The sequence below is a fragment of the Paenibacillus sp. JZ16 genome, assembly GCF_015326965.1.
In the GTDB taxonomy this organism is placed as follows: domain Bacteria; phylum Bacillota; class Bacilli; order Paenibacillales; family Paenibacillaceae; genus Paenibacillus_AQ.
In genome coordinates, this window is record NZ_CP017659.1 from 4,416,570 (window position 1) to 4,431,391 (window position 14,822).

At 50.2% G+C, this 14,822-nt stretch carries 13 protein-coding genes and 1 pseudogene; all 14 read left to right on the forward strand.

From position 1 onward, the window contains the following. The first annotated feature begins 34 nt into the window (after window positions 1–34). The 14 genes and pseudogenes from mazG (at window position 35) to nadA (ending at window position 14,801) form a co-directional block, all read left to right on the forward strand. Window positions 35–1,549 carry a bifunctional methyltransferase/pyrophosphohydrolase YabN gene (mazG, locus tag BJP58_RS20075; protein WP_194540301.1) on the forward strand — a complete coding sequence of 505 codons (1,515 nt, stop codon included), beginning with the start codon at window positions 35–37 and terminating at the stop codon, window positions 1,547–1,549. A gap of 166 nt (window positions 1,550–1,715) precedes the next feature. Then, entirely contained in the window at window positions 1,716–1,988 is a 273-nt protein-coding gene (locus BJP58_RS20080) for an HU family DNA-binding protein (RefSeq protein WP_009591918.1), read from the forward strand. Then, entirely contained in the window at window positions 1,988–2,266 is a 279-nt protein-coding gene (locus tag BJP58_RS20085; RefSeq protein WP_076326537.1) for an RNA-binding S4 domain-containing protein, read from the forward strand. The genes BJP58_RS20080 and BJP58_RS20085 overlap by 1 nt, the downstream gene beginning before the upstream one ends. A gap of 218 nt (window positions 2,267–2,484) precedes the next feature. Beyond that, window positions 2,485–2,766, forward strand: a complete 282-nt coding sequence (gene yabP / locus BJP58_RS20090) for a sporulation protein YabP (protein ID WP_009591926.1) — start codon at window positions 2,485–2,487, stop codon at window positions 2,764–2,766. Then, on the forward strand, window positions 2,763–3,332 hold the full coding sequence (gene yabQ, locus BJP58_RS20095; protein WP_194540302.1) for a spore cortex biosynthesis protein YabQ: 570 nt from the start codon (window positions 2,763–2,765) through the stop codon (window positions 3,330–3,332). The genes yabP and yabQ overlap by 4 nt, the downstream gene beginning before the upstream one ends. Window positions 3,333–3,343: 11 nt before the next feature. Then, a complete protein-coding gene (locus tag BJP58_RS20100) occupies window positions 3,344–3,694 on the forward strand; it encodes an FtsB family cell division protein (RefSeq protein WP_113057411.1) in 351 nt (116 codons plus the stop codon). A 114-nt stretch (window positions 3,695–3,808) separates the two neighbouring features. After that, window positions 3,809–4,297, forward strand: coding sequence for a S1 domain-containing RNA-binding protein (locus BJP58_RS20105; RefSeq protein ID WP_009591896.1), 489 nt, complete (start codon window positions 3,809–3,811; stop codon window positions 4,295–4,297). A gap of 345 nt (window positions 4,298–4,642) precedes the next feature. Then, window positions 4,643–7,152, forward strand: a pseudogene (gene spoIIE, locus BJP58_RS20110) (stage II sporulation protein E). A 169-nt stretch (window positions 7,153–7,321) separates the two neighbouring features. Continuing rightward, complete coding sequence (locus BJP58_RS20115) at window positions 7,322–8,062, forward strand: vWA domain-containing protein (RefSeq protein ID WP_076326532.1); 741 nt, start codon at window positions 7,322–7,324, stop codon at window positions 8,060–8,062. Further along, on the forward strand, window positions 8,046–8,966 hold the full coding sequence (locus BJP58_RS20120) for a serine/threonine protein kinase (RefSeq protein ID WP_194540303.1): 921 nt from the start codon (window positions 8,046–8,048) through the stop codon (window positions 8,964–8,966). The genes BJP58_RS20115 and BJP58_RS20120 overlap by 17 nt, the downstream gene beginning before the upstream one ends. A 453-nt stretch (window positions 8,967–9,419) precedes the next feature. After that, the gene (gene tilS / locus BJP58_RS20125) at window positions 9,420–10,850 is read left to right on the forward strand and encodes a tRNA lysidine(34) synthetase TilS (RefSeq protein ID WP_194540304.1); all 1,431 of its coding nucleotides are present in this window, start codon (window positions 9,420–9,422) and stop codon (window positions 10,848–10,850) included. Between the two features lie 68 nt (window positions 10,851–10,918). Beyond that, window positions 10,919–11,458, forward strand: a complete 540-nt coding sequence (hpt, locus tag BJP58_RS20130) for a hypoxanthine phosphoribosyltransferase (protein WP_071221070.1) — start codon at window positions 10,919–10,921, stop codon at window positions 11,456–11,458. A gap of 99 nt (window positions 11,459–11,557) precedes the next feature. Continuing rightward, complete coding sequence (gene ftsH / locus BJP58_RS20135; protein WP_194540305.1) at window positions 11,558–13,633, forward strand: ATP-dependent zinc metalloprotease FtsH; 2,076 nt, start codon at window positions 11,558–11,560, stop codon at window positions 13,631–13,633. A 229-nt stretch (window positions 13,634–13,862) separates the two neighbouring features. Further along, the gene (gene nadA, locus BJP58_RS20140; protein WP_194540306.1) at window positions 13,863–14,801 is read left to right on the forward strand and encodes a quinolinate synthase NadA; all 939 of its coding nucleotides are present in this window, start codon (window positions 13,863–13,865) and stop codon (window positions 14,799–14,801) included. Window positions 14,802–14,822 lie beyond the last annotated feature (21 nt).

Sequence of the window (14,822 nt, forward strand, 5' to 3'; positions counted from 1 at the left end):
CGACAAGGCGGACGAAGACGAAAGGAAGTAGCGTATGAGTGCATCCATTACGGTGGTCGGCTTGGGTTCTGGCAATCCGGATCGATTGACGATAGGTATCATAAAAACCATGCAGCGGGCATCGAAGGTGTATGTGCGTACATTATCTCATCCCGTCATTGCTGCGTTGAATGAATTCCAGATTGAACCGGAATCGTTTGACCATGTGTATGAAGCGTATGACACCTTTCCCGAGGTGTACGAATCCATTGCATCCGCGCTAATCAACTTGGCCAAAGCTGCTGAGGAGGATCGCGAGATTGTCTACGCGGTGCCCGGGCATCCCATGGTAGCGGAGGCAACGGTTCGGTTATTACGGGAACGCTGCCCGGGAGAGCATGTGACGCTTACGGTGCTCGGCGGTGAGAGTTTTCTGGACGAGGCCTTCGTTCGCCTTGGTTTCGATCCCATTGAGGGCTTCCAGCTTCTCGATGCGGCTGAGCTTCGGGCAAGCGTCATCCAGCCGCAGCTGCATACCCTGATCGGCCAGGTGTATGACATGTTTACGGCTTCGGAAGTTAAACTGGCGCTGATGGAGCTGTATCCGGACGATTATCCAGTCATTGTCGGCCATGCGCTGGGCGTTGAGGGCGAAGAAGCGATACAGCAAGTACCGCTCTTTGAACTCGATCGCATCGACGGCTACGGGAATTTGTCGCTGATCTACGTACCCCGAAGCGATGACAGCACGTTAAGGCAGCGAACGTTTGCCCGGCTCCATGAGATCGTTGGCATTCTCCGCAGTCCTGAAGGCTGTCCGTGGGACCGCGAGCAGACCCACGAATCCATCCGCAAAAATCTCATCGAAGAAACCTATGAGGTATTGGAGACGATTGATGAGGATGATCCTGAGCATATGCAGGAAGAACTTGGGGATCTGCTGCTGCAGATTATGCTGCATTCCCAGATGGAAGAGGAGCTCGGTACCTTTACGGTGTATGATGTCATTCAAGCGCTGAATGACAAGCTGATCTTCCGCCACCCGCATGTCTTTGGCGAGAGCAGCGCCAAAGACGCGCAATCTGCCCTGCAGAACTGGGAGCAGATGAAAGCGGAAGAGAAGCGTCGCAAGGGGCTCTCACCTGAGAAAGCCTCGGCGCTGGATGGCATCCCGCGGGATCTTCCCGCCTTGATGAAGGCGTACAAGCTCCAGAAGAAGGCATCCAAGGTTGGTTTCGATTGGGATAATATCGAAGGTGTGTTCCAGAAGATTGAAGAGGAACTCGGTGAACTGAGGCAGGCGGTGACCGAGGGCCAGTCTGATGAGGACACAGCACTAGAGCTCGGCGATCTGCTGTTCGCGGTCTCCAATGCGGCAAGATTTATCGGTGCGGATCCGGAAGAGGCGCTCTCGAGAACGAACCGAAAGTTTGTCAGTCGCTTCAGCTACATAGAGGAGAAGCTTGCCGCCCAGGGGAAAACCTTGCAGGAAAGTACTCTGGACGAGATGGAAGCCCTATGGCAGGCCGCTAAATCGGGATCGGCACAAAACGGCGGTATCGACGTGTGAAAAGGGCAACTTTTCACGTAAAAAATAAAAAAATAGGGATTTGCGGCAGGAATTCCGCAAGGCATCCAGAATAATCATTAATGGTGAAATCTTGCAGGTTGCAAGGCGGTTTAACCGAATAACCGTAAAATCTTATATTTTTCTGATAATTGGGAGGATTTAATTCATGAACAAAACAGATCTGATCAACAACATTTCCGGTAAAAGCGGTTTGACAAAAAAAGACGTAGAGAACGTCCTGAACGGCTTCCTTGGTGAAATCACTGAAGCTTTGGCTAATGGCGATAAAGTTCAATTGATCGGCTTTGGTACATTCGAAACTCGCAAGCGCGCTGGACGTACTGGCCGCAACCCGCAAACGGGTAACACGATCGAAATTCCAGAATCCAACGTTCCTGCGTTCAAGGCAGGTAACAAGCTTAAAGAAGCCGTAAAATAATGCGCGTCGATAAATTCCTGAAAGTATCGAGGTTAATCAAGCGGCGTACCGTAGCGAAAGATGTATCGGATCAAGGTCGGGTGCTGATCAATGGCCGCGAGGCCAAGCCGAGCAGCACGGTTAAATTGGGCGACGAGATCACCGTCCAGTTTGGCCAGAAGCTGGTGACCGTCCGGGTCGAGCGTCTTACCGAGACAACCCGTAAAGATGAGGCGACCAGCCTCTACACCTTGGTCAAGGAAGAACCGATCGTTAAAGATCGCGGATTGGACTGGTAAGCAGCCCAAAGCCGTTCCATCAAACGTCCCTCTCACCATATGGTGTGGGGGGCGTTTTTATGTTTATCATGGATGTATAAACGATTGGAACTCCTGCTCTCTTTCTTTCGCCTGGCTTTCGTCGCAGCGTCACGATCATTCCTGAGGCGGTTGTTCTTCTTCCGGTTCTAAAGACAGGCACCTTCCCATAAGCTATTGTTAAAGGAGGGGTACATGCCATGATCGACCAAGGGAAGGGTAAGTTTCATGACCTGCGGATGCAGAACCGGAAGCTGCTGGACATAACGGGTGTCCAAAATGTGGAGAGCTTTGACAGTGAAGAATTTCTGCTTCAAACCGAGCTTGGGCATCTCACCATTCGGGGGCAAAATTTACATATTAAAAATCTCAGCCTGGAAGAGGGGCTTTTGTCGATTGAAGGTCAGGTGCATTCACTGATTTATTTGAATCCCGGTTCGCAGACCAAGAACAAGAGTCTGCTGGGTAAGCTGTTTAAATGAACCCCAGCGTACAATGGATCACGCTGCTCTGGATGCTCTTCTCCGGAGCAGCGATGGGAGTCGCCTTTGACAGCTACCGGGTGCTGGCAGGGCAGCTCCGTTTCCCGCGATGGTCCAAGCATACCCTGGACTTCCTTTACTGGATTGCGGCAGCCTTCTTCATTTTTCGCATGTTGTACGTGACCAATGACGGTCAACTGCGTTTTTATGTGTTTGTGGGCCTGTTTATAGGGGTTTGGATCTATTTTTTATTATGGAGTGTCATAACCCAGCGTTTTGTGGTAATGTTAATTCAAGTGACAAAAGGCTTAATGGCCTTTTTGTACAAGCTGTTCCGTATGTTAGTGTGGAATCCCATCAAAGGACTCCTAATGCTCATCTTGGGATTGTTAAGGTTTCTATGGAAGTTTCTCCTGTCGCTGTTGCGTTTAGTCCTTAAATGCCTCATGCCTTTTTGGCGACTCTTGAAATGGATGCTGAGACCGATCACATCCAGAGTCAGGCTGCCGGCATGGAGCAAGCAACTCGCGGACAAGGTTATTAAGGCGTGGAAGCGCTGGTTTTAGGAGGTATGGTCATGGGAAGATTTGCTGATCCGTCGAAGCAGGCTCCCCAACAAACCAAGACAAAGAACAAGGGCGCACGCCGGCGTAAAAAAATGTTTGTGGCGATGATGGCGCTGTTTTTGATCTGGGCAGGTTCAACGCTCTGGTCCCAGAATGACCGCATCCGTAATCAGAACGAAGCGCTTGCTCAAAAGCAAGAGGATTATAAGTCCGTTGAACAGTCGCTAATCCAGATTACTCATGAAGTGGAGCGATTGAAGGACCCTGAATATATCGGGCAGATTGCCCGCAAGAAGTTTGGACTGTATCTGCCAAATGAGACGCCGATCATTCAGCCCCAAAATTCGGGCGAAAAGCCGTAATTAGGCATGACAGACGTCTGTTGACCTTGTTTAGGTCATTATCGTATAATCAAATCACCGCAGCGCGATTTCTAAATCGGACTGTATATTTTTAAGGGAGGATCATTTTATTCTATGGCAATTGAAGTGGGCACCAAGTTAGAGGGCAAGGTGACAGGCATAACGCATTTTGGAGCATTTGTGGATCTGTCAGGAGGTGTCACGGGTCTCGTTCACATCTCGGAGATCGCCGACAATTACGTTAAGGATGTCAACGATCATTTGAAAATCAACGACGTCGTTACCGTGAAGGTGATTAATGTCGACAAGGACGGCAAGATCGGTCTTTCGATCAAGCAGGCTGTCGACAAGCCGGCTTCCGAAAGTCGTCCACCCCGCGCACCGAGACCGGAACGCAGTGGAGGCGGCGGAGAACGATTCGGAGGTGGCGGTGGTGGAGGATTCAACCGTGAACGCGGCGGACGCCCGTTTAAGCCTGCGGCCAACAAGCCTTCATTTGAGGATAAAATGTCACGCTTCCTAAAAGACAGTGAAGAACGGATCTCTTCGCTTAAGAAGAATACGGAAGGCAAACGCGGTGGACGCGGAGCCAAACGTATGTAATTCGATAAAATATAAACTGACCGCAGAGGGAAATCGCCTTCTGCGGTTTTTTTGTCGTTGCATCCAAGGGTACGACAGGTTCCTACGCAATTTACGGCGCTGTCGTATGGAATGAGCACGGAATGTCCGCCTCAATTCGGGAAATGATCCGCAAGAATGCTGCAGGCTTGACCCGTGGAAACACCGCTGGGCGCGGGGGATGGACGCTCTTTTCCCGAACGTTCGCAAGACACGTTGATTTTGTCGGAAATTTCTTTCGGGCTTGTCCGGTGTTCTGACAAACTTTCCTGAACAGGGGTTTTATAATGGGACCAACAAATTCGTGAAGAATGGGGTGCCAGCGTAATGGATAAAAGAAATCTGGTGATGTTTCCGGGTACTGAGGCGGTTAAAGGGGGAGCGGGTTCCATTCGTGCCCGTGTAACAGAACGGTTAGGGCAGCTGCCTTTCCTGCAGCGTCCCATCCACTTCCTGGCCGCTAAGAAGTGGATGATTCTGCTAACCTTCATGGGTTTTCTGCTCGGACGAGCTATGATTCTGGGGAGTTGTCTCCATTTGCAGTCGCTTATTTTGCAGTTATTGCCTTTATGCGTCGTGATGTTTTGCTGCCGGTAGGCGCAGCGATCGTTGCAGGTAGTTTATTTGCGTCCTTTCCGGTGGCATGGATGGTACCGGCAGAAATCTTGATCTTTTACTTTATGATGCGGGGATTGGAGACCTATGATCGGGCAGAATTGTCATATGCGCCGCTGATGGTATTTGTCTCCACCTTCTTCGTGAATCTGTTCAGTGTTCTCATCGGACCTAGCATTACCTGGTATTCCATGATGATGCTCACCCTGAACGCCGTGCTCAGCTTTGTACTGACATTGGTCTTTATCCAAGCGATCCCGGTGCTGACCCTTCGTAAAAAAACACATGCTCTTCGAAATGAAGAAATTTTATGTATCATCATTTTGCTGGCGTCGGTCATGACAGGAGCCGTTGGCTGGACGATCCAATCCCTGTCGGTAGAGCATGTCCTATCCCGATACTTAATTCTGTTGTTTGCTCTAGTCGGGGGAGCTCCACTAGGCGCCTCGGTTGGTGTAGTAACAGGCCTCATCCTCAGTCTTGCCAACATTTCGGCATTCTCCCAGATGAGTCTGCTCGCCTTCTCCGGGATGCTCGCCGGTATGCTGAAGGAAGGGAAGAAAGGCGGCGTTTCGCTGGGAATGCTGCTCGGGGCTACCATTCTCTCCATCTATTTCAGCAATCCTGGAGAAGTGATGATCTCCACTTGGGAAACCTGCGCGGCTATTGTGTTATTCCTCATTACACCCAAGAGCGTGATGCAGGCTATAGGCAAATATGTGCCAGGCACGCAGGATCATACCCGTTCACAGCATGAATATGCCAAGCGGGTCCGGGATCTTACAGCGGATCGTGTTACCCAATTTTCCCGGGTGTTCCGGCAGCTCTCGCAAAGCTTCGGACAAACGTCCGGGGTTATACAGCCTCCGGGCAAACAAACGGAGGAGATGAATCATTTCATGAATGCCGTGGCGGAGGGCAGCTGTGCCACATGCTTTAAACGGAATCAGTGCTGGGACATGAAATTTTACCAGACTTATAAATATATGACCGATATGATGACCTCCATCGAGGAGAACCCTGAGATGGAAGCAGATGATCTGCCACCGGAATGGAGCCGGATCTGTGCCAAGAAGGAGGAGGTGCTTGGCATCCTCAAGCAGCAGTATCATCTTTACCAACATGATATGCAGTGGAAACGCCAAATATACGATAGCCGACATCTGGTAGCGGAACAATTATCCGGGGTTTCGCAGGTTATGGAAGATTTGGCACGAGAGATTAAGCGGGAAAGCCAGACGATGCACATTCAGGAAGAACAGATTCGGGAAGCGCTTCAGCAGCTGGGTTTATCGATTCAAGGCATTGATATCATCAGTTTGGACTCCGGGCAGGTTGAGATTGAGATCGTTCATGCGTATACCCGGGGTTATGACGAATGCAGGAAGATTATCGGACCGCTGCTGTCCGACATTCTCGGGGAGCATATCGCCGTAATGGAAGAGACCTTGACCCATCCAAGGGATGGATTGGCCACCGTGCGATTCGGCTCAGCGAAAACATATGAAATTATGACAGGCGTAGCCGCAGCGGCTAAGGGAGGAGATATTTTATCAGGTGACAGCTTCAGTACGGTCGAGTTGGGGAACGGGACGTTTGCGGTAGCGCTTAGTGATGGTATGGGCAACGGGGAAAGGGCTCGGCTTGAGAGCAGCTCGGCTCTGAATATATTAGAACAACTGCTTCAATCCGGGATGGATGAGAAGCTGGCGATCAAATCGGTGAACTCCATCCTTATGCTGCGTTCACCGGATGAAATCTATGCTACGGTCGATATGGCCCTAATTGATCAATATACGGCTCAAACCACCTTTATGAAGATCGGTTCGACGCCAAGCTTTATCAAGCGGGGGAATGATGTCATACCGGTCTCGGCCAGCAATCTCCCGATCGGGATTATTCAGGATATCGAAGTGGATCTGGTGTCGTTACAGCTGCAAGCCGGTGATGTTCTCATCATGATGACGGATGGCATATATGATGCGCCGGGTTATGCGGTGAACAAGGAGCTATGGATGAAACGAATGATTCAGGAGGTGAACAGCGAGGATCCGCAGGAAATAGCCGATTGTTTGCTGGAGAAAGTGATTCGCTATCAACAGAATCAAATACATGATGATATGACGGTGGTGGTCGGGCGTGTGGATCACTTCCATCCGGAATGGTCGAATGTGCATGTTCCGGGCTTCGCCCGAATGGAGCGGCCGCGAACGGTTAGCTGATGCGATAGATAAAATAGATAAACTAAGTGATTACCCGGGAAATGGAGGACCCCGGAGAGGGTAAATCTTTTCCGTCGATTCTTCTATATATCGTTTGAACTCTCTTGAATGTGGAAATGATAGAGACAGAAGTCAAATCGATAGGATGAGACGGAGGCGATCATTTATTATGAAGCAAATTCTACTGATTACGGACGGATGCTCGAACGTGGGAGCCAGTCCGGTTCTGGCTGCAGCCCATGCGCTCCAGGATGGTATTGTCGTGAATGTGGTGGGGGTCCTTGATTACGGAACGATCGGTGAGCTTGGGGGATTGGAAATTCAGGAGATAGCCAAAGCGGGAGGGGGTATACACCGGATCGTAGGTACACCGCAGCTGGCGCAGACGATACAGATGATGACTCGGAAAACGGTGGTTCAGACGATCCAACAAGCGGTAAATAAGGAGATACAGCATATTTTGGGGGGCGGGTCGCTGGAGGAACTTCCGCCGGACAAGCGATCGCAGGTCGTTGAAGTTGTGGATGAGCTGGCTGAGACGTCATCTCTGCAGGTCGCGTTGTTAATCGATGCAAGTGCTAGCATGAAACCCAAGCTGGCTGCCGTTGAGGAAGCGATACGTGATTTAATGCTGAGTTTGAAAGCGCGCGCAGGCTCAAGCGAATTGTCCGTATTCCATTTTCCTGGAAAACACAGCGGCGAGGATATCGTGATGGACGTGAATTGGACCTCGGATCTGGACGGCGCCCGGGGAATGTTCAGCCGCCTGCAGATGAGAGGGGCTACGCCGACGGGACCTGCCTTGTTAAAGGTGATTGAATTTTACCGATATGGTACACTAGAGGGTAATCAATCATGGCAGGGTCATTCCAGCCAAGAGGAAGGGATGCTCGGTGACTACGTTGTCTAACCCGGGTTATCCGCCAGGAACCGTAATTAAGGGCAAGTGGCGGAACAGCCGGTACATCGTGGAGCGTATGCTCGGCAAAGGGGCTAACGGCAAGGTGTATCTGGTCCATCGGGCAGGAGTACGCGAGCGTTATGCTCTAAAAGTTGGGTATGACGCTCTGGATCTTCAATCCGAAATTAATGTCCTGAATGCGTTGAAAGAACAGATGCCGAACCCTTATCTCGTGGAGGCGGACGATCATCATGACGGCAGTGGGGAAGTGTCCTTCTATGTCATGCGTTACATTGAAGGGAGTCCGCTGCATCATTTTATTCGCAAGCGTGGTGCCGATTGGATCGGATTGATCGGACTGAAGCTGCTCGAGAAGCTGTCCGTTCTGCATGCATCCGGTTATGCATTTGGTGATTTGAAGCCGGATAATGTGATGGTCTCGGCATACGGAAGAGTGGAACTGATCGATTATGGAGGCGTAAGCCCTTTCGGACGCAGCGTCAAGCAGTTTACGGAATGGTATGATCGGGGATACTGGAATGCCGGAAGCCGGACTGGCGACGTATCCTATGATTTGTTCTCGTTTGCCGTGATGTGTATCGGCCTACTGGATGAGAAATCATTACGGGAGGCGTCTTGTCAGCTTCCCCAGACCCGTAGTGTTGCCGATCTGCAGCTGGTGCTGCGAAGAAACCTCCTGTTCAAGCCATACGCTGTGTGGCTGAACAAGGCTTTGTCGGGAGATTTCGCGGATTCACGGGAAGCGTTGAACGAGTGGAGAAAACGAATATATGAAGGCTCGGGCCGGAGCGTGCGTCCTAAACCGGGGCGAACTCCGCGTTGGCTGAAGAACGCGTTTGGTTTGTCGTTAGTCATCATGGCCCTTACTGTTTATTTTTTCTTCCGCTCATGAAGTTGTTACCTTGTTACTGGGAGTTCATAAAGGTGCGAGTTCAAAAAGGTCGGTTTTCAGCACCGAAGCTTATGCTCCCGATGTGCGTTTTTTCAAAACGCTTCAGTTGGATGAAGCTAGGGACGTCAGGAGTGGAGCTACACGTTTTCGCAGAAAACGCCTTCGAAAGCATCTGCTGTTTTTGGTACGTGAGCACCTGAAATGTTTCCGCAGGAAACATACTTCGAAAGCATCTGCTTAGGCCCGGCTGAATTCAAGATTCGATGCCGAGTGGCTTCCTGATTCACTTCGTGTTAGATATAGAATTTATGAGTTATCAGTGGAACTGATGAAATTCTATATCGCAAGAAAACCTACCTATGCATCGCGCTCGCTCATCCTTGAAGTGGCCTCGATAGGGGTTTTCTTATCAAAAGCGGGCTTTTTGAACAACCTCTAAAGGGGACCTGGAAAGTGAAACAGGATTATTTACGGACATTCGTCAACCATGTCGAGCGTACAGCCGCAGAGTTTGATCTGTGGTCAGAAGGCGATAGCATCGTGGTCGCCGTTTCCGGCGGGCCTGATTCCGTTGCGCTCCTGCACGTACTGCATGAAATTTCTATGCACCGGACGCCGCTCCGATTGATCTGCGCCCATGTTCATCATGGGTTTCGGAAGGAATCAGACCAAGAGGCAGAGATGGTGCGTGAACTGGCGGAGCGGCTCGGACTTCCATTAGAAACGGCGTTTATCGATATTCCTGCTTATATGGAAGAGAGCGGTAAGGGTGGGCAGGAGGCTGCAAGAGAGAAGCGTTATGAATTTCTGCTGCAAACAGCCCACAAATACAATGCGCGCGCCGTAGCGCTGGCTCATCATGCTGACGATCAAGCCGAGACGGTGCTCATGCGGCTTCTGCGCGGGAGCGGCCTGTCCGGACTTGCCGGAATAAAATTTAAGCGAACGGAAAAAAAAGTGGAACTTATCCGTCCGTTCCTACGTATGTACAAGGCGGATATCGTGGAGCTGTGCCGTATATGCGGATTCCAGTATGCGGTGGATAACAGCAATCTGCAGACGAAGTACCGCCGTAATGCGATTCGCCTGGAAGTATTGCCTTTTCTGGAACGATACAATGGGCAGTTCTCCTCCTCACTCAATCAGCTGGCCGAGATTGTCCAGCAGGAGGATGATTTTGTGGAGCTTGAAGCTGCGAAGCAATTTCGGAGTATGGTACAGGAGAACGATGGGAGGCTCGCTTTCGACGCGCCTTCCTTTTTGGGCTTACATGTCGCTTTACAACGGCGTTTGATTAAACTAATATTAAATTACCTGCCCTCAGACCAGGAAAACACCGATTTTGTCAAGATAGAAACGGTGCGCCATGGCATTCTTAACGATCAGCGAAGCAACTGGCGTCTGGATCTGGGTGACGGCATTACCTGTGTTCGTGAGTACGGAGTGATCCAGTTTTGGCCTAAGCCTCCGGAAGAACAGGGACAGTACATATACATTCTTGATTCTCCTGATGTTTCGCAGCAGTATGTTAAGGAAATCGGAAAGATGCTGAAATTGTCGTTAAAGACAGGAAGCGAAAGCCGGAGCGGCTCCAGACCATCGGCCTTTGTGGCGGATTTTGATGCGGATGAGCTTAGGTTTCCTTTAACCTTGCGTAACAGACAGCCGGGGGACAAGATGAAGATCATGGGATTAAACGGAAGCAAAAAGGTGAAAGATATTCTCATTGATGAGAAAATCCCACCGTCTGTCCGTGCCCGGATTCCTATTCTTTGTGACGGTTCCGGCAGCATTGTGTGGATTCCAGGTGTACGACGTTCCGTTCACGCCGCTTGCGGGCGGCACACATCACGAGTTCTCCGGATGGAGCTATCGGATGCTTAAGGCAAGTGTAAAACGAAGAATGGCCCGTTTCACGCTTTCATAGTATAAACGTAGGAGGTCCACTTAAGTTGCAGAATGACATTCAGGAAATACTCATCAGTGAAGAAGAGATTCACGCAAAGATTAAGGAACTTGGTTCCAAACTCAGCGCCGAATATGTGGGACGCAATCCACTCGTTATTTGCGTTCTTAAAGGTGCGTTTATTTTTATGGCCGACTTGGTTAAATCCATAACAGTACCTCTTGAGTTGGATTTCATGGCTGTATCCAGCTATGGGGCATCAACCAAATCCTCCGGCGTGGTGAAGATCATTAAAGATCTGGACGCATCCGTTGAAGGCAGGGATGTGCTGATTGTGGAGGATATTATCGACAGCGGTCTTACGCTGAGCCATTTGATTGAGCTTCTGAAGAGCCGCAAGGCAAACTCGGTGTGCGTTGTCACCTTGTTTGACAAGCCGGCACGCCGTACGGTGGATTTGCAGGCCGATTATACCGGATTCGTGCTGCCGGATGCATTTGTTGTCGGATACGGACTTGATTATGCCGAGCATTACCGGAACCTCCCCTACATCGGGATTTTGAAGCCGGAAATCTACAGCAGTTAAACCGCGCCAATGGGCCGCTATCACAGTTCAGGGCCCTTTGTTGAGATGGCCAGACAGGCTGTGGTAAAATATCTTATGTGTCTTGAGAGGAGGTAGGGGATGAGTCGGTTCATCCGGAATTCTGGTTTTTATTTGATTCTATTTTTAGTCGTGGTGGGCATAGTACAATTCGTTACTAATGGCGGCGAGCAAGCCGATGCCCCTAGTTATAATGAACTGCGGCAGGAAGTCAAAGCTAACAACATAGAGGAAATGACGGTACAATTTGACGGTTACGCTTATCTGGTGACCGGTAAGTATAGGGAGGTTTCCGAAGAGAAAAAATCGGAGAATTTCTCAGCCTATATTCCTGCCACGGATGCAGCGATGCAAGAGCTGACTGCAGCCAGTGAGAGCAACAAAGTCAAACTGTCCGTGTTGCCAATGGAAGGCCAAAGCATTTGGCTGACATTGCTTTCATCCTTTATTCCGCTCATCATTATGTTTGTACTGTTCTTCTTCCTGTTTAATCAGGCTCAAGGCGGCGGCGGCAAAGTGATGAACTTTGGCAAGAGCAAAGCCCGCTTATATAATGAAGAGAAGAAACGGATTACATTTGAAGATGTAGCCGGAGCAGATGAAGAGAAGCAGGAGCTTGTTGAAGTTGTTGACTTCTTGAAGGATCCGCGCAAGTTCAACACGGTTGGCGCTCGCATTCCGAAGGGCGTTTTGCTTGTCGGTCCTCCGGGAACCGGTAAGACGCTCCTGGCTCGTGCCGTTGCCGGTGAAGCGGGAGTGCCGTTCTTCAGTATTTCCGGTTCCGACTTCGTTGAAATGTTTGTCGGTGTCGGTGCTTCTCGTGTACGTGACTTGTTCGAGAACGCGAAGAAGAATGCACCATGTATCATCTTTATCGATGAGATTGATGCAGTAGGTCGTCAGCGTGGCGCTGGTCTTGGCGGCGGTCATGACGAGCGTGAACAGACACTCAACCAGTTGCTGGTTGAAATGGACGGTTTCGGAGCGAACGAAGGCATTATCATCGTTGCTGCGACCAACCGCCCGGATATTTTGGACCCGGCGCTTCTTCGTCCGGGACGTTTTGACCGTCAGATTACCGTAGATCGCCCGGATGTGAAGGGCCGTGAAGCCGTACTGAAGGTTCATGCACGCAACAAACCATTGACGAAGGATGTTAAACTTGACATCATCGCCAAACGTACAACCGGTTTTACAGGCGCCGATCTGGAGAATCTCCTGAACGAGGCTGCCTTGCTTGCAGCTCGCCGCAACCGTAAAGATATTTCCATGCGAGAAGTGGATGAGGCGATTGACCGCGTTATCGTCGGTACGGAGAAACGCAGCCGCGTGATCAGTGACCGCGAGAAACGCATCGTGGCATACCATGAAGCGGGTCATACCATTGTGGGTTACTTCCTCGAGCATGCGGATACGGTGCATAAGGTAACGATTATCCCTCGTGGCCGTGCCGGCGGATATGTCATTATGATGCCGAAGGAAGATCGGATGCTCGTGACGAAGCAGGAATTGCTGGATCGCGTAACCGGTTTGCTTGGCGGACGTGTCGCTGAGGAGCTGTTCATCGGTGAAATCGGGACCGGGGCATACAGTGACTTCCAGCAAGCAACAGGCATTATCCGCAGCATGGTTGTGGAATACGGTATGAGTGAGAAGCTCGGACCGATGCAGTTCGGTACATCCCAAGGACAAGTGTTCCTTGGACGTGATATCGGACATGAGCAGAACTATAGTGATGCAATCGCTTATGAGATCGATCAGGAAATGCAGCGATTCATTAATGATTGCTATGAGAAATGTAAAGAGATCCTGAATAAGCATGCTAAAGAGGTTCATCTGATTGCGAATACGCTCCTCGAGATGGAAACGCTGGAGCTTGAGCAAATCAAGAATCTCATTGAGACCGGATCAGCTGAAGGCAACGGCAGTGGCGACGGTGAAGGAGAAGGTTCTTCCGAGAATGGTGAACCGATCATCGACAACATTGGCGACGTGAAAGTTCGCATCCAAGGGAAAGAAGACGGCGAGCAGCCGACTTCCACGGAGGAAATTCCGAACAACCCGATGGATTCGAATGATCCAGGGCCAGAGCGCAAAGATTCGGAGCGCAAGGATCCTCCAGGCGGATCGGACAACGGTAACAGCAGCTTAACGTAATATTTGCTGATAAAACCTCGAATACCGAATAAAATTGAAGAACCGGAGAACGATAATTCGTTTTCCGGTTCTTTTTGTGCTTTCTATCACATTGACAGGGGGCAGAACGAACGTGTACATTAGTTGTTAAATAAGGATGCGAATCCTTTCACAAAGGTGAAAACCATCCTGAAAGTCACATGGTCATCAGCGGCGAACTGCCGGACTATATAAGGGGAGAGGGTCGATCATGGAAGCGTTGGCACTGGAGCGTAAGTCGGAACAGAACCGTGAGCTGCGCGAGCGGTTAATGCAATTGAAGAAGGAACGTAACGCAATCATTTTGGCACATTATTATCAACGGGATGAAATACAAGAGGTCGCTGATTTCCGGGGGGATTCCTTCCTGCTCGCGCAGAAGGCAGCACAAACGGATGCCGAGGTTATCGTATTTTGCGGTGTGCATTTTATGGGCGAAAGCGCTAAAATTCTGGCACCGGGCAAGACGGTTCTTATACCGGATGAGCGGGCCGGCTGCCCTATGGCGGACATGGTGAACGTTGACGGACTGCGGAAGCTGAAAGCGCAGCATCCGAATGCCAAAGTGGTCACGTACATCAATTCATCGGCTGAGATCAAAGCTGAGACGGATATCTGCTGTACTTCATCCAATGCCGTGAAAGTGATTCAGTCGGTGGATTCGGATGAAATTATATGGGTGCCTGACAAAAATCTGGGGCATTATGTTCAGCAGCATACCGACAAGAAGCTCATTATCTGGGAAGGGTACTGCAACACGCATGACATGCTGACGGTGAAGGATGTCGTCGAGATGAAGGCCAAATATCCTCATGCTGAATTTGTGGTGCATCCGGAATGCCGTCCGGAGGTTGTTGCGATGGGGGATTTTGTAGGAAGTACCACCGCCATCCTGGAGTATTGCAAAAATTCATCGGCCAAGGAGTTTATCGTGGGTACTGAGGACGGAACCGGTTATCAGCTTCGACTGGATAGCCCGGATAAATCGTTCCATTTCGCTACGAAATTCCTGGTGTGTCCGAATATGAAAGTGAATAACCTCAAAAAGCTGGTTAAAGCGTTGGAAACGATGAAGCCGCAAATTTATGTGCCGCCGGTCGTTGCAGAAAAAGCCAGAACTTCATTAGCGCGCATGTTACAGGTTAAGTAGCATGCGCTACTCTTTCGTGAA

What these genes read in the sequence shown, in the direction of transcription:
- yabP (WP_009591926.1), top strand. Translation starts at nt 2,485, where the DNA reads ATGATCGACCAAGGGAAGGGTAAGTTTCATGACCTGCGGATGCAGAAC.
- ftsH (WP_194540305.1), top strand. Translation starts at nt 11,558, where the DNA reads ATGAGTCGGTTCATCCGGAATTCTGGTTTTTATTTGATTCTATTTTTA.
- BJP58_RS20085 (WP_076326537.1), top strand. Translation starts at nt 1,988, where the DNA reads ATGCGCGTCGATAAATTCCTGAAAGTATCGAGGTTAATCAAGCGGCGT.
- BJP58_RS20115 (WP_076326532.1), top strand. Translation starts at nt 7,322, where the DNA reads ATGAAGCAAATTCTACTGATTACGGACGGATGCTCGAACGTGGGAGCC.
- BJP58_RS20105 (WP_009591896.1), top strand. Translation starts at nt 3,809, where the DNA reads ATGGCAATTGAAGTGGGCACCAAGTTAGAGGGCAAGGTGACAGGCATA.
- yabQ (WP_194540302.1), top strand. Translation starts at nt 2,763, where the DNA reads ATGAACCCCAGCGTACAATGGATCACGCTGCTCTGGATGCTCTTCTCC.
- BJP58_RS20080 (WP_009591918.1), top strand. Translation starts at nt 1,716, where the DNA reads ATGAACAAAACAGATCTGATCAACAACATTTCCGGTAAAAGCGGTTTG.
- nadA (WP_194540306.1), top strand. Translation starts at nt 13,863, where the DNA reads ATGGAAGCGTTGGCACTGGAGCGTAAGTCGGAACAGAACCGTGAGCTG.
- mazG (WP_194540301.1), top strand. Translation starts at nt 35, where the DNA reads ATGAGTGCATCCATTACGGTGGTCGGCTTGGGTTCTGGCAATCCGGAT.
- BJP58_RS20100 (WP_113057411.1), top strand. Translation starts at nt 3,344, where the DNA reads ATGGGAAGATTTGCTGATCCGTCGAAGCAGGCTCCCCAACAAACCAAG.